We start from the raw sequence: 22,857 nt of genomic DNA on the forward strand, positions 1-22,857 counted from the left end.
TAGAGGCGGGGCCCCCGCTTAACCAGCGGCGTTAAGCGGGGCCCCCGCCTAACACCCGGGCGAACAGCGCGCTCAACGCCTGCCGAACAGCGCGTCGATCTCGGCGCGGTGCGGGAGTGCCACGGACGCGCCGAGCTTGCGGACGCAGGCCGCCCCGGCCGCCGCCGCCCAGCGCACCGCCTCGGCCAGGTCCCGGCCCTCGCCCCAGGCCACGGCGAGCGCGGCGGTGAAGGCATCCCCGGCCGCGGTGGAGTCGACCACGTCCACCGGCACCGCCGGCACGTGCTCCGCCGCCCGGTCGCGGTCGACGTACCAGGCGCCGTCGCCGCCGAGCGTGAGCACCGCGCGGGGCACCAGGTCGAGCAGCGCCGCCGGCTCGTCCCGGCCGCGACCGGTGAGCGCCTGCGCCTCCGGCTCGTTGACCACCAGCAGGTCGGTCGCGGCCAGCAGTTCCGCCGGCAGCGGCCGGGCCGGCGCCGCGTTGAGCACCACCCGGGTGCCGGCGGACCGGGCCGCCAGCGCCGCCTCGGTCACCGTCTCGACCGGCACCTCAAGCTGCGCGACGAGCACATCCGCCTCGCGTACGGCGGCCAGCTCGTCCTCGGTGAGCCCGAGGAACGCCTCGTTCGCGCCGGGGGTGACCAGGATCGCGTTCTCCCCCGCGCCGCCCACCATGACCAGGGCGACGCCGGACGGGCCGTACGCCACCCGGAGGTGCTCGGTGTCGACGCCGGCCGCGGTGATCCGGGCGCGGAGGGTGACACCGAACGAGTCCGAGCCGATCGCGCCGAGGAAGACGCAGGACGCGCCGGCGCGTACCGCGGCGACCGCCTGGTTGGCGCCCTTGCCGCCGGGCAGCATGACGAAGTCGCTGCCGAGCACCGTCTCGCCCGGCCGGGGCAGCGCGGCGGCGGCGCCCACCAGGTCCATGTTGGCGCTGCCGACGACGGCGATCCGGGTCTGCGGCATGACGCGGTCAGCCCGCCCGCGCGGTCCAGCGTTCGCCGGCCCGCGAGACGACGAGCGGCAGGCCGAACGTCTTCGACAGGTTGTCGGCGGTGAGCACGTCGGCGAGCAGGCCCTGCGCCACCACCCCGCCCTCGCGCAGCAGCAGCGCGTGGGTGAAGCCCGGCGGGATCTCCTCGACGTGGTGGGTGACGAGCACGATGGCCGGCGCGTCCGGGTCGTACGCCAGCTCGGCGAGCCGGGCGACCAGGTCCTCCCGACCGCCCAGGTCGAGCCCGGCGGCGGGTTCGTCGAGGAGCAGCAGCTCCGGGTCGGTCATCAGGGCGCGGGCGATCTGCACCCGTTTGCGCTCGCCCTCGGAAAGCGTGCCGTACGCCCGATCGGCGAGGTGGCCGACCCCGAACTGGCTCAGCAGCGCGGCGGCCCGCACCTCGTCGGTGCGGTCGTAGCTCTCGCGGAAGCGGCCGACCACCGCCCAGGCGGCGGTCACCACCACGTCGGTGACGCGCTCGTCGGTGGGGATCCGCTCGGCGAGGGTGGCGGTGGAGAGCCCGATCCGGGTACGCAGCTCGTTGACGTCGGTGCGGCCGATGCGCTCGCCGAGCACGTGCGCGACGCCGTCGCTCGGGTACAGCCGGCCGGCGGCCAGGTTGAGCAGGGTGCTCTTGCCGGCGCCGTTCGGGCCGAGCAGCACCCACCGTTCGTCCAGTTCGACCCGCCAGTCGACGTCGCGCACCAGCGCGGTGCCGGAGCGCCTGACGCCGACCCCGTCCAGGCTGACCACCAGATCCGCGTCCACGGTCGAGGGGGCGGGGGCCCCGGCGGCGCCGGGGATCAGGTCACCAGTCACCGCCCCATCCAACCACGCACCGGCCCGTCGCCCCCCACGGGCGGCGGCGCCGCCATAGGGTGGGGCGCCGTGTCGTTGGTCACCGCCGGAGGAAGGACGACTCATGCCCGACCCCTGCCGGGAGCAAGGCGGATGAGCGCGGTCATCGAGATCGCCGGTCTTCGCAAGACGTTCCAGACCCTGCGCCACGGTCGGCGGGTCGCCGTCGACGACTTCCACATGCTTGTCGAGGCCGGCCAGGTGCACGGGTTCCTGGGGCCGAACGGCTCCGGCAAGACGACCACGTTGCGTGCCCTGCTCGGGCTGGTCCGGCCGGACCACGGCTGGATGCACGTGCTGGGCGTCCGGTCGCCCGAGCAGCTGCCCGAGGTGGCCGGGCGGGTCGGCGCGATCGTGGAGAGCCCGCAGTTCTTCGGCAACTTCACCGGGCACCGGACGCTGCGGTTGCTGGCCCTGGCCGGCGGCGTGCCCACCAGCCGGGTGGACGAGGTGCTGGAGCGGGTCGGCCTGCGGGACCGGGGCGGGGAGCGGGTGAAGGGCTACTCGCTGGGCATGAAGCAGCGCCTGGCGGTCGCCTCGGCCCTGCTCAAGCGCCCGGAGCTGCTGATCCTGGACGAGCCGGCGAACGGGCTGGACCCGGCCGGCATCCGGGAGATGCGCGACCTGACCCGCTCGCTCGCCGAGGCCGGGGTGACCGTGCTGCTGTCCAGCCACATCCTCGCCGAGATCCAGCTCATCTGTGACCACGTGACGATCGTCAGCCGCGGGCGGCGGGTGGCGTACGGGCCGGTGCACGAGGTGCTGGCCGGCTTCGACGAGCACCAGTGGCAGGTGCGGGTGGCCGACCTCGACCAGGCCGCGGAGCTGCTGGGCCGGGCCGGGCTGTCGGTGACCGGCAACCCCGACCACCTGGTGGTGACCGGCGTGGTCGACCCCGAGGTGATCAGCCGCACGCTTGGTGAGCAGGGGCTGTGGGTGCGCGAGCTGGTGCCGCTGCGGCCCGATCTGGAGAGCGTCTTCCTGGAGCTGACCGGCGACCACGAGCACGTGGCGGTGCCGCGGCAGGTGGACGGCGCCCCGGCGTACGACGGTGTGATCGACCTGGACGTCCGGGACAGCCGGGAGGTGGACGCGTGAACCTGGTCCGTGCCGAGTTGGAGCGGCTCGTCGCCCGGCGCTTCGTGCAGCTCATGGTGGTGTTGCTGGCCGCCGCGTTCGCGGTGACGGTGGTGACCACGCTCGGCGGGTCGCACCGGCCGACGCCGGTGGAGCTGGGCCGGGCCAACGCGCAGGCCGCCGAGGAGGTGCGCCGGCTGGAGATGACGTTCGACCGCTGTCTGCGGATCAAGGCGGGCACGGTCGCCCCGGACGAGAACGACTACCTGCCGCGGGACTGCGCCCAGATCGACCCGGCCCAGTCCGACCGGTTGCCGACCGCGTCCGACTATCTCAGCGGCGTCTTCGTCTTCAGCAAGGAGGCCGAGCCGCTGCTCTACTTCCTGATCGCGTTCCTGGCGCTGTTCGGGTTCCTGGTCGGCGCGTCCTACATCGGGGCGGACCTGAACTCGGGCGGGGTGGTCAACCTGCTGTTGTGGCGGCCACGCCGCCGGACCGTGCTCGCCACGAAGCTCGGCACGCTGCTGGGCGGCGTGCTGGGGCTGTCCGTGCTGGCGTCGGTGGCCTACCTCGGGGCGTTCTGGCTGATCGGCCAGGCGTCCGGGCTGACCGGCCGGATGGGCGGCGAGTTCTGGGCGTCGCTCGGCGCGGTCTGGGCGCGCGGCATGGTGCTGGTGCTGCTGGCCGCGGCGCTCGGGTTCGCCATGGCCACGCTGGGTCGGCACACCTCGGCGGCGCTCGGCACGGTCGCGGCGTACGTGGTGGTGTGGGAGCTGGGCGCGCGACTGGTGTTCCAGATCCTCCAGGTCGGCCGCCCGGACCGGTTCATGCTCTCCAGCTATCTGGGCGCGTGGCTCGCCGGTGAGGCGCGGTTCTGGGACGGCAACGCGTGCCGCCCCGGGATCTCCGGCTTCTGCGACGGCTCGTACACGCTCGGCTGGCCGTCGGGTCTGGTGGTCCTGCTCGGTCTGACGGCCGCGCTGGTGGCCGCCGCGTTCGCGGTGTTCCGCCGCCGCGACCTGATCTGAGCGCGCCGACCCGCGCCACCGCCGGAGCGGCGGGGCGTCGGAGCGGCGGCGGTCAGCCGACCGTCGAGCCGAACACCTCGTCGCGGACCGCATCGAGCGCGGTACGCAACGCGCCGCGCAGGATCGGCTCCTCGGTCAGGCCCGTGGTCACCACCCGGGGCCGGACCAGCGTGATCGCGGCGACCTCGCGCTGCACCCGCTCGGCCAGCGCGGCCCCGCCCGCCCGACCGACCGCGCCGGCGAGCACCACGAGCGGCGGGTCGAGCACCACGCAGGTGCTGGCCACGCCGAGGGCCAGCCGGCGGGCCAACTCGTCGAGCACCGGCCCGCCGTCGGCGCCGGCGGCGATGGCGGCCCGCACGGCCTCGGCGGCCCGGGCCGCCGCGACGCCCTGCTCGGCCGCGTCGGCCGTGGCGAAGCCGTGCTCGGCGGCCACCGCGCGCACCGCGTCGGCGCCGGCGAGCTGCTGGAACGCCGGTTTGGCGCGCCGGGACACGTCGCGCGGGATGGGCACGCCGGGCACCGGCAGGTAGCCGATCTCGCCGGCCGCGCCGCTGCTGCCGTGGTGCAACCGGCCGCCCAGCATGATCGCCAGGCCGACGCCGGCGTCCACCCAGACCAGCACGAAGTCGGCGGTGCCCTGGGCCGCGCCCGACTGCGCCTCGGCCACCGCGGCCAGGTTCACGTCGTTCTCGAACAGCACCGGGGTGGCCAGGTCCTCGCGGAGCGCGGCGAGCAGGCCGCTGTGCCAGCGTGGCAGGTTGAACGCGAACGTGATGTCGCCGGTCTGCGGGTCGACCAGGCCGGGGGTGCCGAGCACGACGCGCCGGACCGCGGACAGCTCCGCGCCGGCGCTGCTGGCCGCCTGCACGACGGCGTTGTGCACCACGCCGACCGGGTCGTCGGTGTCCTTCGTGGACTGCTCCACCCGCCCGGCGACCACGCCGGTGATGTCCGCGCAGGCGGCCACCACCCGCTCCGCGCCGACGTCCACCCCGACGACGTACGCGCTGCCCGGACGCACCGCGTAGAGCTGGGCGTTCGGGCCCCGCCCGCCGGCCTGCTCGCCGACCCGGGCGACCAGACCCCGCTCCTCCAGCCGCTCGACGAGCTGGGACGCGGTGACCTTGGACAGCCCGGTCAGCTCGCCGATCCGGGCCCGGGTCAGCGGCCCGCGCTCGAGCAGCAACTCCAGCGCCGCGCGGTCGTTGAGCGCCCGCAACAGTCGGGGGGTGCCGGGCAGCCGGGTCGCACTCATGCCAACGTCCTCAATTTTCCGTAAGGTTCCGCACCAGGAAACGCCTGCCGAAGGGTGCCCGTTAGCGTATCGGCCACCGAGGTTCGACCGAGGTCGGACGATCCGGCAGGGAAAGGGGCACAAGTGGGGCTGGATCCAGGACTGCGCCGGCTGGCGCTCGGCACGTTGCTTGCCGCGTACCCCGGTCCGGTCCCGCCGGGCTGGGCGGTCGACCTGCTCGGCGACGGGCTCGCCGGGCACACCCTGTTCGGCACGAACGTCCACGATCCGGCCCAGCTGGCGGCGTCCACGGCGGCGCTGCGGGCCGGCCGCCCGGACGTGATCGTGGCGATCGACGAGGAGGGCGGGGACGTCACCCGGCTGGCGCATGCCACCGGCAGCCCGTACCCGGGCAACGCCGCGCTCGGCGCGGTCGACGACCCGGACCTCACCCGGGCGGTGTACGCGGCGATCGGCGCGGAACTGGCGGCGCTCGGCGTCACCCTCGACCTGGCGCCCACCGTCGACGTGAACACCGCCGACGAGAACCCGGTGATCGGCACCCGCTCGTTCGGCGCGGACCCGGGGCGGGTGGCGGTCCACTCGGCCGCCGCGGTCACCGGCCTCCAGTCGACGGGCGTGGCCGCCTGCGCCAAGCACTTCCCCGGGCACGGCGCCACGGTCGCCGACTCGCACCACGAGCTGCCCACCGTCGACGTGTCGCCGGCCGTGCTGCGGCAGCGGGACCTGCCGCCGTTCGCCGCGGTGGTCGACGCCGGCGTCCGGGCGGTGATGACCGCGCACATCCGGGTGCCGGCGTTGACCGGCGACGGTCCGGCCACGTTCAGCCGCGCGGTCCTGCACGACCTGCTGCGCGTCGAGTTCGGCTTCACCGGCGCGGTGGTCACCGACGCGCTGGAGATGCAGGGCGCGGCGCTGGCCGCCGGCGGGGTGGGCCCGGCGGCGGTACGCGCGTTGGCCGCCGGCGCCGACCTGCTCTGCATCGGCGCCCGGGTCGACGCCGACCTGGTGGAGTTGGTCGCCGCCGAGATCGTCGCCGCGATCGGTGCCGGCCGGCTCGATCGCGCCCGGGTGGAGGAGGCCGCCGGCCGGACCGCCACGCTTGCCGCGTGGACCGGACCGGCCGGCGTACCGGCTCCGGTGGTCGACGGCCTCGGCTACGCCGCCGCGCTGCGGGCGGTCCGCGTCGAGGGCGACCTTCCCGGGCCGGGCATCCCGCTCGTGGTGCAGGTGCACGCCCCGTCGACGGTCGCCGAGGGGCGGGTGCCGTGGGGGTTGGGCCCGCACCTGGCGCCCGGGGTCGAGCAGGCTCGCGTGGTGGCCGGCGAGACCGATCCGGCGCAGGTGCGCCGGCTCGCCGGGGCGCGACCGGTGGTGCTTGTCGGGCGGCACCTGCACCGGCTGCCCGGGGCGCGTGAGCTGGTCGAGGCGCTGGCCGCCGTGCATCCGGTGACGGTGGTGGAGATGGGTTGGCCGGGCGGGTGGCGGCCGGCCGGGGCGCGGGCCTTCGTCGCCACCTTCGGCGCCAGCCACGCCAACGGTCGCGCGGCGGCGCAGGTGCTCGGCCTCACCGACTGATCCGTACGCTGCGTCACGACCGCACCATTCGAAGTATCCGCAGGTCAGTCTAGAAAACGACAGCCCCATCCCCCTTGCTCCGCCCCCGGTCATGCACTTAGCGTTACCAGCGTTGGGGCCTGGAGGGAGCAGGCAGCGGACCGTGGATCCGGCCCGGGATCCACGGTCCGCGCCCGCGCCGCCGGTCAGTGCGGGGAGACGCCGAACGAGGTCCAGCCCCGGTCCGGGAATCCGGCCGCCTCGGCCACCCGGGCGGAGGCGTGGTTGCCGGCGTTGTGCACGTAGGTGGGGATCCGCCCCTCGTCCAGCACCCGCCGGGCCGCCTGCGCGACAAGCCGCCGGGCCAGTCCTCGTCCCCGCGCCGCCGGGACCGTGCCCACCGCCAACTCGTGCCCGTACGCGTCGTGCCGCTTGATCCCCACACCGGCGAGGTAGGCGCCGTCGGCGTCCCGGACCACGAGCACGTCGGCGTCGAACAGGTGCAGCCAGGGCGGGGCGCCGGGCACCGTCGGCGGCAGCCACTCCCCCACGTCCGGAAGCGGGGCCGGGCGGGTGCACCAGCGGAAGACACCGCAGTGCCAGGTGAGTTCCGGCGTGCCGACCGTCGCCGGCAGCGCGGGCAGCCACTCCCCGAGGGGCCGCCCGCGGACCAGCGCCCGGACCGCCTCGACACGCTGCGGGGGCACCGAGAGGACGGTGCTGTCACCCGCGGTCACGCCGACCGCCGGGCGCGGCCGACCGTCCCAGGCCGGGCGGGCGCGGCGGTAGGACCGGACCACGTGCAACCCCGGACCCGCCGGCCACTGCCCCAACCGGGTCGCCAGGTGCAGGGAGAGCCGCCGGTCGAGCACATGATCATCGTACGCCGATCCGACCGGCCCGGACCGCTCTCGGCCGTAAGAACCTGGCAATGGATCGCCGTCCCGCCCGTGGCTACGCTGGCCTCCCGGCACGGGTGGGAGGTGCGGTGTGGCGCAGCGGGTGCTGGTGGTCGACGACGACCGGACGGTCGCCGACGTGGTCTGCCGCTACCTGGAGCACGCCGGCTACGAGGTCGAGCACGTCGGCGACGGGGCCGCCGCCCTGGCCAGCGTGGCCCGCCACCCGCCGCACCTGGTGGTGCTGGACCTGATGCTGCCCGTGCTCGACGGGTTGGAGGTGTGTCGGCGGCTGCGGGAGCGGCCGGACGGCGTACCCATCGTGATGCTCACCGCGCGCGGCGACGAGGCCGACCGGGTCCTCGGCCTGCAACTGGGCGCGGACGACTACCTGAGCAAGCCGTTCTCCCCGCGGGAGCTGGTGCTGCGGGTCCGCTCGGTGCTGCGCCGGGCCGGCGGCGAGCCGGCCGGCGCCGCGCCGGAGCTGCTCGTCGACGGCGGCCTGGAGGTGGAGACCGGCCCCCGGGTGGCTCGCCTGCACGGCCGTGAGCTGACCCTGACGTTGCGCGAGTTCGACCTGCTGGCGCACCTGATGCGGCATCCGGCGCGGGCGCTGCGCCGGGCCGAGTTGCTGGAACGGGTCTGGGGCTGGAGCTTCGGCGACCAGTCGACGGTGACCGTGCACGTGCGCCGGCTGCGGGAGAAGATCGAGACCGATCCGGCCCGGCCGCGCCGCATCGTCACCGTCTGGGGCGTCGGCTACCGGTACGAGCCGGCCGATGCGTGACCTCCTGCTGATCTTCGGCGTGGCGCTGGCCGCCGCGCTCGCGGTCGGGATGGCCGGCGCGGTGGCGCTGCGGCTGCTGCGCGGCCGGTCGATCACCGTGCACATCTCGGTGCTGCTGGTGATGACCGTCGCCGCGGTGGCCGCCGGGGTGGCGGGCGTCGCCCAGGCGATGTTCCTCTCCCCGCACGACCTCCAGGTGGTGCTGATCACGGTCTCCGCCGCAGCCGTGGTGACCCTGGCGGTGGGCTGGTCGTTCGGCCGCCGGCTGGCCGCCGCCGCCGTCTGGGCCGACCAGGCGCGTGCCCGGGAGCGGCAGATCGAGAAGGGCCGCCGGGACCTGGTCGCCTGGGTCTCGCACGACCTGCGCACCCCGCTCGCCGGGCTGCGGGCGATGGCCGAGGCGCTTGAGGACGGGGTGGTCCACCACCCGGTGACGGTGGCCGAGTACCACCGCCGGATCCGGGTGGAGACCGACCGGATGACGAGGCTCGTCGACGACCTGTTCGAGCTGTCCCGGATCAACGCCGGCGCGCTGCGGCTGACGCTGTCCACGGTGGCGCTCGGCGATGTGGTCTCCGACGCGCTGGCCGGCGCGGCGCCGCTGGCCGCCGCCCGCCGGATCCGGCTGGTCGCGCCCGAGGCGGGCTGGCCGTCGGTGCTCGCCAGCGAGCGGGAACTGGCCCGGGTGGTGGGCAACCTGCTGCTCAACGCGATCCGGTACACCCCGGTGGACGGGACGGTGCGGGTGGACGCCGGGCGGGAGGTGGACACCGCCTGGCTGGCCGTGGCGGACACCTGCGGTGGCATCCCGGAGGACGACCTGCCGCGGGTCTTCGACGTGGCGTTCCGGGGCGAGCCGGCCCGCACGCCGGCGGCGGTCGAGCCGGGTGGCTCGGGCGGGCTCGGGCTGGCGATCGTGCGCGGGCTGGTTGAGGCGCACGGCGGGCGGGTAGAGGTGCGGAACGTCAGCGACGGATGCCGGTTCGTGGTCCGCCTGCCGATCGCCGCGATCTGACCCACCACCGGGGAACCGAACACATCGATCCTCCGTCATATTCATTTCCATACATGGACAAGTTTCTCTGGGACGGTAGTGGTCATGCCTCAGAAGCCGAATGACCGATTCCAGCAGGACCCGGAGCGGAGCTGGCCGGCCGCCGCCTCCGCCGGCCGCTTCCCGGTCCAGGCGCAGTACCGCGAGGCCCGCCATCGACGACTCTCCTGGGCCGAGCTGAACGCGCAGCCCGCCGAGACGTCCGCCTGGCGCGGCCTCACCACCGGATGACACAGATATCGTTTCGCCATGACAGGCGCCTCCAATGCCTCTGACGACGAGCCGCACAGGTCCACCGACCACCGGCGGGCCGAAGAAATCCTTGCGGCTTTCGACCATGTCGAGATGGACTTCACCGGGTCCGACGAGGCTTGGCGATACGGCGGCGGACGTGATCTGAGCCGGCTCACCCAGGCGGCAGAGGCGGCCAACGACGTGAGAGGCAGCCTGTGACGACACGCGGAGGGCGACACACGCCGGTGGCGGGCGTACGGGGCCTTCGCACAGGTGTGCGGTAGCGTCTTGTGGTCCGATTCCGGTCTACCACAGGAGAAGCTCCGCGCATGGGCAAGAAGACGATCCACGTCTCCGACTTCACCGGCCAGGCGCTGTCCCCCGACGACGAGGTGGTCCGGGTCGTCGTGCTGGAGCACCCGGACCTGGTCGCCGGGCCCGTGCAGCTGGACGCCACCCCGGTCGAGGTGGAGAGCATCGACGACGCGGCGCTGGACGTCGCCGTGGTGGAGATCCACGACCGGCACGGCTTCGGTGAGCCGCGCCGGGTGGTGCTGACCGCGAGCGAGTTCGACGCGATGGCCACCGACGTGCCGATGGCGCAGCTGCTGCGTACCGCCGAGCGGGTCAAACCGCCGAAGGCCCGCCGCACCGCCGAGAAGATCGACTACGGCACGATCGAGCACGCCGGCCGACCGCACCGCGGCCGGGTCACCGAGGAGGAGGCCCGGCTGGTCCGGGACCGCCTCGACGAGGTCAACAAGCGTCTGGCCGACGCCGGCATCCGGCAGGTCGACCCGGCCGACCCGGAGCACGCCGCCCGCTACGGCTTCCCGACCGCCGGCTGACACGCGGGTGCCGGGCACGCGCCCCCGTGACGTGTGCCCGGCCCGGTCTCAGGCCCGCTTGCGGTTCAGCTCGGCCAGCGCGCCCTCCACCGCGGACTCCAGCGCCTCCTTGGTCAGGCCGAGTCCGCCGAGCACGCCGTCGCCGGCCTCGTCCTCCAGCAGGGCGAGCAGGATGTGCTCCGTACCGATGTAGTTGTGGCCCATCCGCAGCGCCTCCCGGAACGTCAGCTCCAGGACCTTCTTGGCCCGCGCGTCGTAGGGGATCAGCTCCGGGACCGCCTCGGCCTTCGCCGGCAACGTCGCGGTGACGGCCTCCCGCAGCCTCTCCAGCGGTACGCCCTTGGCCACGATCAACGCCGCCGCCAGCCCGTCCGGCTCAGCGAGCAGCCCCAGCGCGATGTGCCCGGGGGTGATCTCGGCGTTGCCGGCCGCCCGCGCCTCCTCCTGCGAGGCCACCACCACGTTGCGGGCGCGCGGGGTGAACCGCCCGAACCCGGCGTTCGGGTCGAGCGCGGCGGCGGTCTCCGCCTTGGCGGCGGAGCGCTTCTGGGCGGCCTGCTTGCTGACCCCCATGCTGCGGCCGATCTCCGTCCACGAGGCGCCGGAGCGACGGGCCTGGTCGACGAAGTGGCCGATCAGGTGGTCGGCGATGTCGCCCAGGTGGTCCGCGACGAGGACCGCGTCGGCGAGCTGGTCGAGCGCGTCCGTGCGCCCCTTCTTGATGCCCTCGATCAACTCGTCGAGGCGCACCGGTTGGCTCATCTTGAGCGGCTCAATCTCAGTCATGCGTCAACCTTAGGTTGACGATATCTCTTCGTCAACCCCAGGTTGACGACCGGGCCCGGGCTCCGGCGGTAGACCCACGTCGGCCGGGTAGCGGTCGAACCGACGTAGGCCCAGCTTGCGCACCGCTACCGGCCACGGCGTCTCGGTCGCCAGCACCGCGAGATGCTCGAAGTTGGACAGGTACGACTCACCGCGCGCCGCGCGCTCGGCGAGGATGTACGGCTCCAGCACGGCCCACGCCTCCCGCGCGCGGAATCCGCCCGTGCCGAGCAGCAGGGCCGGCTCGACCACCTGGAAGGCAAGCATCTGGCCCAACCCGTTGTAGTAGAGCGCGATCCGGTTCACGTGCTTGCGGGCGTCGGCGGGCAGCTCACTCACCGGCATACCGGGAGGACAGGCGGTCCTCAGCTCGGTGAGCAGATACTGCTGGCTGTCCAGGAACGCGTCACTCATCCGGTCGCGGGTGAGCAACTCGATCGCGACCAGGGTGTGGTTCGCGCCCTGCGACAGCCGCAACTGCCGGAGCGCGAAGAACGCCGACACACCGACGGTGATCACCGAGACTGCGGCCACGACCGCGTTGGTCACGATCGCCACATCCATGGCCATCATCGTAGGAAGGACGCGCCAGCCCGGCCGCCGATGCGGGCGGCCGGGCTGGCGACGGTACGGGCTACGACGCGCGGCGGGTCAGCCGCGTACCCACTGCTGGTTGCTGCCGCCGTTGCAGGTCCAGAGCTGGACCGCGGTGCCGTTGGCGGTGGCCGCGCCGTTGACGTCCAGGCAGAGCCCCGAGCCGACGCCGACGATGGTGCCGTCGGCGTTGAGCCGCCACTGCTGGTTGCTGCCGCCGTTGCAGCTCATGATCCGCGCGCGGCTGCCGGACGCGGTGCCCGGCACGTCGAGGCACTTGTTGCCGTAGACGGTGAGCTGGTTGTTCGTGCCGGCCGTCCACTGCTGGTTGGGTCCGCCGTTGCAGTCCCAGATCTGCACGACCGCGCCGTCGGCCTGGCTGACGCCGTTGACGTCGAGGCAGCGGTTGGCGCTCGCGCTGCGCACCTCTCCGGTCGGGCTGCTGGAGCCGTCGCCCGGCGTGATCGAGAGGTTGTCGAACTGGGCGGTGACACCCTGCCCGGTGCCGTACCCGATCTGGCCGGCGACCCAGGTGGCGTCCGACACCGTGCCGACGGTGGTGCCGTCGACGGCCGCGGTGAGGGTGCTGCCGTTGACCTTCAACGAGAGGTTGTGCCAGCGTCCGGTGCCGAGCGCCGACGTGTTGCCGCTGGCGAGCGTGCGCCAGTTGCCGCTGGTGTTGTTGCTCCGGATGGACCAGGCGCCACCGTCGGTGACCCGGAAGTAGTAGCCGTTCAGGTTCTGCGGCCCCTGGTGGTTGTAGGTGTTGCCGCGCCCGATCAACTGGACGTAGCCGGACTTCTCCAGCAGCACGTCCGAGGAGACGGTGTAGTTGCGCCAGGTCAGGTCACCGAGCAGGGTGAACGGCTCGGCCTTGCCGGAGGTCCAGTAGATCGGCGCCTGGTCGGACATCTGGCGGACGCACTGCCCGGTCCGGCCGCCACCGCACCCGGCGATCTCGAACGAACCCTGCTGGTCCATCAGGTACTTGGCCTCGCGGCCGGTGGCGTAGCTGTCGAAGTCGTCGCTGTACGGCAGCTTCAGGTTGCCCTGGGCCGGGCTGACCGCCGTGCCCTTACCCTGCCCGGTGGTGGTGGTGATGCTGTAGACGTAGCCGGGTTGGACGGTGAGCGAGAAGCGACCGCCGTTCGGCGTGATGTCGCTGCCCCGGACGAAGTGGTCGGCGCTGTTGTTCGACCTGACGTTCGTCGCCCAGACGCGCACGGTGCCGGTGGACAGCCCGCCGGTGACGGTGAAGTCGAGCTGCTGGGCCGAGCCGGCGTCCTGCGTCTCGATGATGGTGCTGTAGTCGCTGTTGTTGGTCGACTTCAGCGACACGTAGCTGCCGTTGTTGCGGTTGCCGCCGATGTAACCGCTCGACGAGTCGAGGTAGCGCCAGCCGGCCGCGGTGAACTGGGTGGTGTGCGCCATCACCCAGGTGCTCTTGCCGATCGAGTAGTTGCCGGACCACGGCTGCTGGGCCACCGCCACGCCGGTGGTCGCCCAGGGGATGTTGGGGGTGATGGCGGCGATCGCCGGCCAGTTGATGTAGCCGGTCATCTTGCCGTCGATGTAGCCGCGGTTGATGCCCCGGGCGAGGGCCGGCGCGCCGGCGTTGTAGTCGTCGGAGCCGTTCTCGCTGGCCCACAACGGCTTGCCGGTCGAGATCGCGTTGGCGGAACTGGGGCAGCTGCTCTGGGCGCCTCGATAGCCGCAGACGTAGTGGCTGCCGAAGACCTGCACCGCGGCAGCGAACGCCGGGTCACGCAGGGAGTCGTCGGCGGCGCCCCACCCCCAGTCGTCCGAGGCGACGATCTTCACGTTGCCGTAGCCGCGTGAGTTGAGCGTGGACCGCAGGTTCTTGTACCAGGTGGTGTTGTAGCCCTTCTCGTTCCACCCGCCCAGGTAGTTGATGGTCAGCCCGTGCGTCGCCGCGCAGTCCAGCCAGCCCACCAGGTAGTTGATCGAGTCGGTGGACCAGAAGTTGCCGTTGCCGATCCAGCCCGGGGCGCCCCAGGCCAGGCCGGCCAGCGCGATGTTGGGGTTGCGTGCCCGGGCCTGCTCCATCAGCCACCACTCGTAGCCCCGGTTGCAGTTCACGCTGCCCCGGGTGTGCTCGTGGCTGGGTTCCGCGCCGGAGGTGGAGTTGGTGTCGCCACCGATCTCCGCCTTGAGCAGTTGCATCGCCGCGCCGTAGCCCGGCTTGAACAGGTAGTCGAGGATGTCGCTGCGCTGCGGCTCCGGGTAGTCGATGAGAAGTCTGCTGTTTCCGCCTCCGCCGCTCACCGCGCCGACCCCGTCGAACGCGCGTCCGCCGGATCCGCCGTTGATGGTGATGGCGGTCGCCGCCTGGGCCGGGGAGGCGGACGCGGTCAGTACGGCACTCGCTGCCAGGACCGATGCTGCCACAGCCGACATCACCGCCCGCCACGACCGTCGTGGACGACTTACTGTACCGAACATCGATCCGCCTCCCGATCACAGTCAATCGATTTACATCGATATCCAAGACATCACATGTTAACGTTCACACAACATGCCCGTCAACGGACCCACCGCTGGCTGGCCGCGCCGGTGCAGTCCTGGATCTGGGTTCGCGTGCCATTGGCCGTACCGTTGCCGGCCACGTCCAGGCACCGTCCCGAACCGACCCCGGTGATCGTGCCGTCGGCGTTGAGCCGCCACTTCTGGTTGGACTGCCCGTTGCAGTCCCAGATGATCACCGGGCTGCCGTTGGCGGTGGCGGCGCCGCTGACGTCGAGACACTTGCCGCCGAAGACCCGCAACTCCTGCGCCGAGGTCGCGGTCCAGCTCTGGTTGCTCTGGCCGTGGCAGTCCCAGATGATCGCCGCGGCGCCGTTGGTCTGCGAGGCACCGTTGACGTCCAGGCACCGGCCGGCGGAAACGTTGCGAACGGCCGAGGTGCCACCCGGCGGCGGGGTGGTCGGGCTCGCGGTCGGCGTGGGCGTCGGCCCGCTACCGTCGAACTGGGTGAAGAACCGCCACACCTCGGTCTTGGTCCAGGTCCGGACGCCGCTGTCGCCGCCGCCGTCGACCGGGCCGGGCGTGTGACCGCCGTCGAACGCGGCCCAGACCACCGGGTAACCGGCGCGGCAGCCGGAGTAGGTGGTGGTGACGTGGGTCAGACTGCCCGCCCTCGGCTCGGGCGGGTTCTGCGCGACGCACCCGTTGGCGCGCACGAACGTGTCCCGCAGGGACCGCCCGGCGGAAATGTTGAGCACCGGGTCGCCGATGCCGTGGATCCCCATGTACGCGATCGGCTGCGTGCCGCCGGAGCACCCGCTGAGCTGCCCGCCGGAATAGACCGCGACGGCGCGGAAGACGTTGGCCCGAGAACACGCCAGGTTGTAGCTCATGCCGCCGCCGTAGCTGAAGCCGAGCGCGAACCGCTGCGTCGTGTCCACGCACAGGTCCGCCTCGATCAGCCTGATCATGTCGTCGACGAAGACGGTGTCCTGACCGCCGGGGTTGGCCCAGCCGTTGTTGTTGCCCTGGGGCGCGACGAAGATGGTGCTGTTGTTCGCCTGCTGCCGCAGTCCGTAGTAGGACCACGCCTCCCGGTCCGCGCCGCCGGAGTCGACGTCGTTCGCGGTGCCGCCGTTCCAGTGGAACCCGAAGATCAGCCGGTAGGCGTGGTTCCGGTCGTAGTTGTCGGGGATCCGGAGGATGAAGCTGCGGTTCTGACCGCTGCTCTGGATCGACCGCTGGCCGCTCGTCAGCGTGGGCGCCTTCCCGCACCCGGCGGTCGCCGCGTCCGCGCCGACCGTCGCGGCCGACGCGGTTCCGCCCGCCCCGCCGGCCACTGTCGCCCCGGCCACCGCCGCGACCAGGATCGCGACGGCCGCGACGGGCCCGAAGATGGATCTGCGTAATGCCATGTTGCGGCTCCTTCGCCATCGGGGAAAGGACCGGCTCGGGTACGGGGAGCTGCGACACGCACCACTCCTGGGTGCGTACGCCGGACCCGGCACGGTCGACTCAGTTGCCCGGACTCCGCCGTTGGCCCGCCTGCCCGGGCAGGACCAGCCGGCCGTCGTGGCGTCGGCGGGGACCGCCTCCGCGGCACGCGATCCGAACCGACCGCCGCCCCGCTGGAACGCCCGCAGCACGACGTCGAACCGATTCGGCCGAACCCTAGGACGGGCAGTGAAATATGTCAATGCCATGTCCGGCAGGTTGCGGCCCGCCTCCGCCACACCCCGACCGCCGCCGAGCGGTCCAGGTGATCACGCAGGTAGGCTCGTCCTGCCGCAGCCCGCGCCGCTCCAAGGGGAAGCCACCAGGTGAGCACCCACTCGACCTTGTTGTTCGTGCTCGCCGCCGTCGCGGTGATCGTCGCCGTCCGGTGGGTGGCGGGCCGGACCGGCCTGCCGGCGGCGGCGCTCCTGCCACTCATCGGCATCGCGTACGCGCTGCTCCCCGGCCCCAACATCGGCCTCGATCCCGACCTCGTGCTCATGGTCGTGCTGCCGCCGTTGCTCTACAGCGCCGCGCTCGACTCCTCGCTGCTGGACATCCGCCGGAACCTCCGCATCGTGGTCAGCCTCTCCGTGGTGCTTGTGCTCCTCACCGGCCTGGTCGTCGGCGTCGGGTTCCACCTGTTCGTCGCCGGGGCGACGCTGGCCGCCGGGGTCGCGGTCGGCGCCGCCGTCGCCCCGCCCGACCCGGTGGCCGCCCTGGCCGTGGGTCGCCGGGTCAACCTGCCGCCGAAGATGGTCACGATCATCCAGGGCGAGGGGCTGCTGAACGACGCCACCGCCCTGACGATGCTCAGCGTCGCGGTGGCCGCCGCCGTGGGCGGGCAGTTCTCCTTCCACGCCGCCGTCGGGCAGTTCGTGCTGGCCGCAGCCGGCGGGGTCGCGGTCGGGGCGGCCGTCGCCTGGGCGAAGCGGCTGGCGCGACCGCTCACCGCCGATCCGCTGCTGTCGAACGCGATCTCGCTCGCGACACCGTTCGTGGCCTATCTGCTGGGCGAGGAACTGGGCGTCTCCGGAGTGCTCGCCGTGGTGGTCGCCGGGCTGATCGTCGGCCACCAGACGCCCCAGTTCGGGTCCGGGGCCGCCCGGCTCCAGACCAACGCGGTGTGGCGGCTCGTCGACTTCCTCCTCGAAGGCTTCGTCTTCCTGCTGATCGGCCAGCAGCTACCCGAGGTCGTTCGGGGCCTGCGTCACTACGACACGTCGACGATCCTCACCGCCGTCGCGGTGTCGGTCGGCGTGGTGCTGCTCCTGCGTCCCACCTGGCTGGCGCTGACCCAGTCGCTCCCCCGGTCGCTGCACACCCGGCTGGGTGGCGTGTCCGAGCAGGACGACACCGACGACACCGGCGAGCCCGGAAGCGCCCGGCAGGTCGCCCGCGCCGACCGCAACGAACGGCGGCTGACCTCCCGCGAGGTGGTGGCGCTGAGCTGGTCGGGCACGCGCGGCGTCATCAGCCTGGCCGCGATCTTCACGCTGCCCCTCACCACCGACGACGGCTCGCCCTTCCCCGACCGTGACCTCCTGCTGTTCTGCACCTTCATGGTGGTGCTCGTGACGCTTGTCGGGCAGGGCATGACGTTCGCGCCGCTCGTGCGGATGCTCGGCCTGCGCGCCAACGCCGCCGACCAGGCCCGGGTACGCAACGAGGCCCGCTCGGCGGCGGTCGAGGCCGCCCTGGCCCGCCTCGACGAGGTGGCCGCCGACGAGCCGGACAGCGTGGTAGCGGTCAACACCATCCGTACCCAGCTGCTGGCCCGACTGGCGCGCTACCGCGGCCGGCTCGACCTGCTCCAGCAGAGTGGATCGGCCGAGATGCCCACGTCCCACGAGTACGAGACGGCGCTGCGGGTCCGCCGGACGACGATCGACGCCCAGCGCGAGGAGTTGGTGCGCTGGCGGGACTCCGGCCGACTGCCGGACGAGGAGCTGCGCGTGTTGGAACGCGAACTCGATCACGAGGAGCTGTTGCTCCCGAAGCGGCGCGGCTGACCCGTTCCGGGTGCCCGGAGCCCGTCGACCAGGATGGCGAGCAGCCGTGACCCGCGGGCGTCGAGTTCGGCGTCGTCCAGGCGCGACAGCCAGCTGATGAGCACGATGACGTCGGGGGCCTCGGCGTCGGCGCGGATGGTCCCGGCCGTGCGGCCGGCGGCGAGCAGCAGCTCGACCGCGTCGCCGATCGGCCCGAGGCTGTGCGCGGCCAGATCGCGCCACGTGGCCGCCTCCACGGCGGCGAACACGTCGCGCTTGACCCGGGCATAGGCGGCCACCCGGTCGAACCAGGCCGCGAGCGCGTCGAGCGGCGGGTGTCGCGCCAGCAGCCGCGGGGCGGCGGCGACCAGCTCGTCGACCTCCTGCCGGTAGACCTCGACCAACAGGTCCTCACGGGTCGGGAAGTGTCGGTACAGCGTGCCCTGCCCGATGCCGCACGCCTTGGCGACCGCGTTGAGCTTCAGCTCGCCGGGCTCGCGCACCAACTCCCGGGCCGCCGTCACGATGCGGCCCCGGTTGAGCTGCGCGTCGGCCCGTCGCGGAACGCCGCTCCGAGCGGAAGCGGACACGTGTCCGCTAGGCTTGTCGGGGTAACCGGACATGTGTCCACCCTAACCGAGGAGAACGCCATGACCATTCCCGGCAAGGTCGTCGCCATCACCGGCGCCAGCAGCGGCATCGGCGAGGCGACCGCTCGTCACCTCGCCGCGCTCGGCGCGACGGTCGTGCTGGGCGCCCGCCGCACCGAGCGGCTGGACCGCCTGGTCGACGAGATCACCGCCGCCGGCGGCACCGCCGCCGCGGTCCGCGTCGACGTCACCGAACCCGACGACCTCGCGTCGCTCGTCGACACCGCCGTCGCGGGGTACGGCCGTCTCGACGTCCTGGTCGGCAACGCCGGAATCGCCCGACTCGGCCCGGTGGCCGACCTCGACGTCGCGGGCTGGTCCGAGATGATCGACGTGAACGTCAGGGGCGTCCTGCACGGCATCGCCGCTGCCCTGCCGACGTTCCGCCGGCAGGGCAGCGGACACCTGGTCACCGTCGTGTCGACCTCCGGGCTCAAGATCACACCCACCCAGGCGGTGTACGCCGGGACGAAGAACGCGGTCCGCACCCTGCTCGAGGCGCTGCGGCAGGAGAGCACCGACGGCGTCCTCCGCACCACGTCGATCTCCCCCGGTTACGTGCGTACCGAGCTGATCGACAACGCCGCGGCCGACCCGGTGGCGCGCGAGCAGGCCCGGCAACACATGGCCGACCTCGGCATCGACCCGACGGCGGTCGCCCGGGCGATCGCCTTCGCGATCGACCAACCGGACGACGTCGAGATCGGCGACCTGACCATCCGGCCCACCCGCCAGGGATAACCCGATCGCCTGCTGTTTCAACCAATCGGTTTACACGATGGGTGAACGGGTGTAGGTTCGTTTCAACCAGACGGTTTCAAGACTGGGGAGGCGCCGATGCAGGCGGACACGCTGTCGCGGGTCTTCGCGGCACTTGCCGACCCGACCAGGCGCGACATCGTGGCACGACTCACCGCGGGCGACGCGACAGCGAACCAGCTCGCCGAGCCGTACCCGATGACACTCCAGGCGGTCTACAAGCACCTCAGGGTGCTGGAGGAGGCCGGGGTGGTGAGCCGACCGGCGGGGCCGCAGCCCCGGTCGGTGCGGCTGGAAGCGGAGGTCTTCGACCTGATGGACAAGTGGATCGAGCGCTACCGCCGCCAGGCCGAGGAGCGCTACCGCCGGCTGGACGCCGTGCTGGCGGAGATGGACCAGGACCAGACCGACCAGACCGAGAGGGGAAGCGCGGCATGAGCGCCATCGCCGGAACCACCATCGAGGCCGACCCGAAGGTGCCGATCATCCGGATGTCCCGGGAGTTCACGGCCACGCCGGAGCAGCTGTTCCGCGCACACACCGATCCACTGCTGTTCGCGCGCTGGGTCGGCCCCGACGGGATGGACACCACCATCGAGGAGTGGGACGCCCGCTCCGGCGGCGCCTGGCGCTACGTGTCCACCCGCGACGGGCAGCGGTACGCGTTCCGCGGCTGCTTCCACGACGTACGCCCGGACCGGATCGTCCAGACGTTCACCTTCGAGGGACAACCCGACGGCGTGGCGCTGGAGACGCTGTGGTTCGAGCCCCTCGACGACGGGCGCACACTCCTGCGCGCGCAGTCCCTCGTGGACAGCTTCGAGGCCCGCGACGCCTGGCTCGCCAGCGGCATGGAGGTCGGGGTCGACGAGGGCTACGCCAAGATCGACGGGATGCTCGCCGATGGCACTCTCTGACCGGCCCGCCGAGCGACACCGACAGATCAGCCACGGCTTCACCGACCGGGTCCGGGGCACCCGGTCGTGGGACGCGCCCGCGCCGGTCGCCGGCTGGACCGCCCGCGACGTGGTACGCCACCTGGTCGAATGGCTGCCGCCGTTCCTGGCCGCCGGCGCCGGCATCCAACTCCCCGCCGGGCCGTCGGTCGACGACGATCCGGTCGGCGCGTGGCAGACCCACACCGACGCCGTGCAGTCCCTGCTCAACGACCCGGCCACGGCCGACCGCCGCCTGTCGAACCCGCACCTCGGCGAACTGCCGCTGGACCGTGCGATCGACCAGTTCTACACCACCGACGTGTTCATGCACACCTGGGACCTGGCCCGCGCCACCGGCCAGGACGACCGCCTCGACCAGGACTTCTGTGCGCAACTGCTCGCCGGGATGGAGCCGATGGAGGAGATCATCCGCTCGTCCGGGCAATATGGCCCGCGCGTGCCGGTGAAGGAGGACAGCGACCCGCAGACCAGGCTGCTGGGCTTCATCGGCCGCGACCCGGAGTGGACCCCCTGATCCTCTCCGTCCCCCGCAATTCCTCGATCACGAAGGCGGTGCTACGCCTGGATCACGGACCACCGGGTCCTCCGACGGCCGCTCACAACAGGCGGTGCCGGCGGGTGTAGGCCGGGAACTCCGCGCCCGAACAGGGCAGGCGAGCATTCGTCGCCCGCAGGGCGTCGATCAGGTTGCCCGCGCCGGTCTCCGTCTGCTTGCCGCTCCGGCAAGCAGCAGCGAGAAGCCAGATCGTGCCATGGACCTCTGCGCCGAAAGAACGGGCAACCTTGCTGGCCTGCCGATCATCCGTGATCGCGATACCTCTCCGCAGCTCAGCGGCGGCCAGAACAGAAGCTTCGCCGAGGTTACGCTCCCCGACGCCAAGTCTTCTGGCCCAGGCGGCGAAGCACCTGACCTCATCAAGCGTGTCCAACTGCGCCCGTTTCAGCCAGTCCACCTCGCAGGCGGCCAGCAGTTCCGGTCGAATCGCGGCTCCGGCCCGCAGTTCCTCCGTGACCACCTGCGTCGTCCAGCAGTCGGCGTCGACGAGCAGGTCTTGTAGAACGTCCAGCCGGTCAGCAAGAGTGAAGTGGGACAGCAGCATCGTGTCGAGTACGAGGACCGACCCCGGCGGCATCGAATGATGACTCACGGAGCCGTCTCCAGGTCATCCTCCTCGGGCAAATCCGCATCGGTCAGCTCGCCGTACATCAACTCGATCGCCCTGGCTCTCGTGATCCTGCTGGCCCGCCATGCCTCGATGACCGCCTGCGCATAGCCCGGCGGCACCCGCACCGAAGCCAGGTCCGGCTGGGGTGCCCACCCCAGGGCCTCCATGAACTCCGCCCGCGTGGGCCGAGGGAAGCTCCACGCCTGACGTGTCGGGGCGTCGATCACCCCGGCCCGCTCAGCCTGCCGTAGAGCCAGCACCCAGGAGGTGCGGTATCGAGCGGCGTAGGAGATCAGCCACTCCCGACTCGCCCGCCCTCCGTTCACGACCCCGGTCATCGCATCGACCGGTAGCAGCAATTCCGCGGCGAATGCGTCGATCACCCCTTCGCGCTCCGCGCGGGAGGTACTGACTCCCAGGTCACTGGAGTATTCGTCGCCGACGACCAGGTGGCCCAGCTCATGTGCGGCGGTAGCTCGGCGACGGCCAGGGTCACCCTCTGTGCTCACCACCGCGACAGCCAGATCTCCCTCGACGAGGGACGCACCATCGCCCGGCAGGTCTGTCACCAGCACCCACTGCCCTGCGCGCTCACAAAGATCTATCACGCTCCCGACCGGCTCGTTCCCGAGATCGGTCTGCTGTCGCAACCATCGGGCCGCTTGTCTCGCGTCATCCTCGGATGCCACCGTGCCCCGGTATCTCAGCAGCGGCGCTGACCGCAGAGTGCCGAGTTCGACGAGTTGCTGCACATTCCGCAGCCACTCGACCAAGGCGATTTCCAGACGCTCGGAGGACCGCGCGGCCACCGTATCGGTCTCTTCGGTCAGCATCGCGGCCCGACGGGACAGCACCGCCGGCCGCGGCTCGATCAGGTACTCCATCGACACTCTGAGCGCACGGGACAGACGCGCCAGTTCGACCCCGTCGAGGCGTCTGTTTCCTGCCTCAACCTTGGCCAACATGGTTCGGTCGAGCCCCACGCCGTCAGCGAGGTCCTGCTGGGACATGCCTACTGACAGACGCGCCTGCCGCACCTGCTCGCCTATACGGCGCCAATCCTGCTGCTCCCCGGCCATGGTGCGATAATCGCACAAGCCGAGCCCGGAGTGGACCCACACAGGGTATGAGTTCACGATCAAGGGCAGCAGGCCACCGGCGCCAAAATGCACGAAAGGCCCCGTCCCGGCGTCAACCACCAGGACAGGGCCTTGCTCGTTGGTGCGCCGCCAGGGACTCGAACCCCGAAACCGCGGATTAAGAGCATGATCTTGGTCGAGTCACCGGTCCAACCAGGTCGCCTGAATCCATCTGTTCGCGGCCAGCGGACTAACCGGC

24 protein-coding genes are annotated in these 22,857 nt (G+C 72.3%); 13 read left to right on the plus strand and 11 right to left on the minus strand.

What is annotated here, in order from left to right:
- Positions 1-72: 72 nt before the first annotated feature.
- Both O7602_RS22400 and O7602_RS22405 read right to left on the minus strand, forming a co-directional pair.
- On the minus strand, positions 73-969 hold the full coding sequence (locus O7602_RS22400) for a ribokinase (RefSeq protein ID WP_281584582.1): 897 nt from the start codon (positions 967-969) through the stop codon (positions 73-75).
- Between the two features lie 7 nt (positions 970-976).
- Positions 977-1,921 (minus strand): ABC transporter ATP-binding protein, encoded by a 945-nt coding sequence (locus O7602_RS22405; protein ID WP_281584583.1) that lies wholly within the window; start codon positions 1,919-1,921, stop codon positions 977-979.
- Positions 1,922-1,948: 27 nt separating this feature from the next.
- Between O7602_RS22405 and O7602_RS22410 the strand changes: the two genes are divergently transcribed.
- A complete protein-coding gene (locus tag O7602_RS22410) occupies positions 1,949-2,953 on the plus strand; it encodes an ATP-binding cassette domain-containing protein (RefSeq protein ID WP_281584584.1) in 1,005 nt (334 codons plus the stop codon).
- Positions 2,950-3,960: an ABC transporter permease subunit gene (locus tag O7602_RS22415; protein WP_281584585.1), complete on the plus strand. Its 1,011-nt coding sequence runs from the start codon at positions 2,950-2,952 to the stop codon at positions 3,958-3,960. Before O7602_RS22410 ends, O7602_RS22415 begins: the two co-directional genes overlap by 4 nt.
- A 52-nt stretch (positions 3,961-4,012) precedes the next feature.
- Here O7602_RS22415 and O7602_RS22420 read toward each other — a convergent pair whose 3' ends face one another.
- Entirely contained in the window at positions 4,013-5,218 is a 1,206-nt protein-coding gene (locus O7602_RS22420; protein ID WP_281584586.1) for an ROK family transcriptional regulator, read from the minus strand.
- Between the two features lie 123 nt (positions 5,219-5,341).
- Here O7602_RS22420 and O7602_RS22425 point away from each other — a divergent pair, with 123 nt between their 5' ends.
- Positions 5,342-6,796, plus strand: coding sequence for a glycoside hydrolase family 3 N-terminal domain-containing protein (locus O7602_RS22425; protein WP_281584587.1), 1,455 nt, complete (start codon positions 5,342-5,344; stop codon positions 6,794-6,796).
- Between the two features lie 185 nt (positions 6,797-6,981).
- Here O7602_RS22425 and O7602_RS22430 read toward each other — a convergent pair whose 3' ends face one another.
- Positions 6,982-7,647, minus strand: coding sequence for a GNAT family N-acetyltransferase (locus O7602_RS22430; protein WP_281584588.1), 666 nt, complete (start codon positions 7,645-7,647; stop codon positions 6,982-6,984).
- A 118-nt stretch (positions 7,648-7,765) separates the two neighbouring features.
- Here O7602_RS22430 and O7602_RS22435 point away from each other — a divergent pair, with 118 nt between their 5' ends.
- From O7602_RS22435 to O7602_RS22455, 5 genes are all read left to right on the plus strand, one after another.
- The gene (locus tag O7602_RS22435) at positions 7,766-8,461 is read left to right on the plus strand and encodes a response regulator transcription factor (protein WP_281584589.1); all 696 of its coding nucleotides are present in this window, start codon (positions 7,766-7,768) and stop codon (positions 8,459-8,461) included.
- Positions 8,454-9,476: a HAMP domain-containing sensor histidine kinase gene (locus tag O7602_RS22440; protein ID WP_281584590.1), complete on the plus strand. Its 1,023-nt coding sequence runs from the start codon at positions 8,454-8,456 to the stop codon at positions 9,474-9,476. Before O7602_RS22435 ends, O7602_RS22440 begins: the two co-directional genes overlap by 8 nt.
- An 84-nt stretch (positions 9,477-9,560) precedes the next feature.
- The gene (locus O7602_RS22445) at positions 9,561-9,746 is read left to right on the plus strand and encodes a DNA repair protein (RefSeq protein WP_281584591.1); all 186 of its coding nucleotides are present in this window, start codon (positions 9,561-9,563) and stop codon (positions 9,744-9,746) included.
- 18 nt (positions 9,747-9,764) lie between these two features.
- Entirely contained in the window at positions 9,765-9,968 is a 204-nt protein-coding gene (locus tag O7602_RS22450; protein WP_281584592.1) for a hypothetical protein, read from the plus strand.
- A gap of 110 nt (positions 9,969-10,078) precedes the next feature.
- Complete coding sequence (locus tag O7602_RS22455) at positions 10,079-10,597, plus strand: hypothetical protein (protein ID WP_281584593.1); 519 nt, start codon at positions 10,079-10,081, stop codon at positions 10,595-10,597.
- 48 nt (positions 10,598-10,645) lie between these two features.
- Here O7602_RS22455 and O7602_RS22460 read toward each other — a convergent pair whose 3' ends face one another.
- From O7602_RS22460 to O7602_RS22475, 4 genes are all read right to left on the minus strand, one after another.
- A complete protein-coding gene (locus O7602_RS22460; RefSeq protein WP_281584594.1) occupies positions 10,646-11,383 on the minus strand; it encodes a Clp protease N-terminal domain-containing protein in 738 nt (245 codons plus the stop codon).
- Positions 11,384-11,392: 9 nt separating this feature from the next.
- Entirely contained in the window at positions 11,393-11,986 is a 594-nt protein-coding gene (locus O7602_RS22465; RefSeq protein WP_281584595.1) for a hypothetical protein, read from the minus strand.
- 87 nt (positions 11,987-12,073) lie between these two features.
- Positions 12,074-14,434: a ricin-type beta-trefoil lectin domain protein gene (locus O7602_RS22470; RefSeq protein ID WP_281584596.1), complete on the minus strand. Its 2,361-nt coding sequence runs from the start codon at positions 14,432-14,434 to the stop codon at positions 12,074-12,076.
- 125 nt (positions 14,435-14,559) lie between these two features.
- Entirely contained in the window at positions 14,560-15,915 is a 1,356-nt protein-coding gene (locus O7602_RS22475) for a ricin-type beta-trefoil lectin domain protein (RefSeq protein ID WP_281584597.1), read from the minus strand.
- A gap of 405 nt (positions 15,916-16,320) precedes the next feature.
- Between O7602_RS22475 and O7602_RS22480 the strand changes: the two genes are divergently transcribed.
- Complete coding sequence (locus O7602_RS22480) at positions 16,321-18,006, plus strand: cation:proton antiporter (RefSeq protein WP_281584598.1); 1,686 nt, start codon at positions 16,321-16,323, stop codon at positions 18,004-18,006.
- Here the strand turns inward: O7602_RS22480 and O7602_RS22485 are convergent.
- Positions 17,970-18,575 (minus strand): TetR/AcrR family transcriptional regulator, encoded by a 606-nt coding sequence (locus O7602_RS22485; protein ID WP_281584599.1) that lies wholly within the window; start codon positions 18,573-18,575, stop codon positions 17,970-17,972. The two genes, O7602_RS22480 and O7602_RS22485, sit on opposite strands and share 37 nt — an antisense overlap.
- 60 nt (positions 18,576-18,635) lie before the next feature.
- Here O7602_RS22485 and O7602_RS22490 point away from each other — a divergent pair, with 60 nt between their 5' ends.
- The 4 genes from O7602_RS22490 (at position 18,636) to O7602_RS22505 (ending at position 20,867) form a co-directional block, all read left to right on the plus strand.
- Positions 18,636-19,376 (plus strand): SDR family oxidoreductase, encoded by a 741-nt coding sequence (locus tag O7602_RS22490; protein WP_281584600.1) that lies wholly within the window; start codon positions 18,636-18,638, stop codon positions 19,374-19,376.
- 96 nt (positions 19,377-19,472) lie between these two features.
- Positions 19,473-19,832 carry a metalloregulator ArsR/SmtB family transcription factor gene (locus tag O7602_RS22495; RefSeq protein WP_281584601.1) on the plus strand — a complete coding sequence of 120 codons (360 nt, stop codon included), beginning with the start codon at positions 19,473-19,475 and terminating at the stop codon, positions 19,830-19,832.
- Positions 19,829-20,311, plus strand: coding sequence for an SRPBCC family protein (locus O7602_RS22500; RefSeq protein WP_281584602.1), 483 nt, complete (start codon positions 19,829-19,831; stop codon positions 20,309-20,311). Before O7602_RS22495 ends, O7602_RS22500 begins: the two co-directional genes overlap by 4 nt.
- Entirely contained in the window at positions 20,298-20,867 is a 570-nt protein-coding gene (locus tag O7602_RS22505) for a TIGR03086 family metal-binding protein (protein ID WP_281584603.1), read from the plus strand. Before O7602_RS22500 ends, O7602_RS22505 begins: the two co-directional genes overlap by 14 nt.
- Positions 20,868-20,949: 82 nt before the next feature.
- On the opposite strand, the gene O7602_RS22510 is transcribed toward O7602_RS22505, so the two are convergent.
- Positions 20,950-21,453, minus strand: a complete 504-nt coding sequence (locus tag O7602_RS22510) for a hypothetical protein (protein WP_281584604.1) — start codon at positions 21,451-21,453, stop codon at positions 20,950-20,952.
- Positions 21,454-21,497: 44 nt separating this feature from the next.
- The gene (locus tag O7602_RS22515; RefSeq protein WP_281584605.1) at positions 21,498-22,598 is read right to left on the minus strand and encodes an XRE family transcriptional regulator; all 1,101 of its coding nucleotides are present in this window, start codon (positions 22,596-22,598) and stop codon (positions 21,498-21,500) included.
- Between the last annotated feature and the right edge of the window lie 259 nt (positions 22,599-22,857).

The organism is Micromonospora sp. WMMD1128 (assembly GCF_027497235.1).
Classification (GTDB): Bacteria; Actinomycetota; Actinomycetes; order Mycobacteriales; family Micromonosporaceae; genus Micromonospora.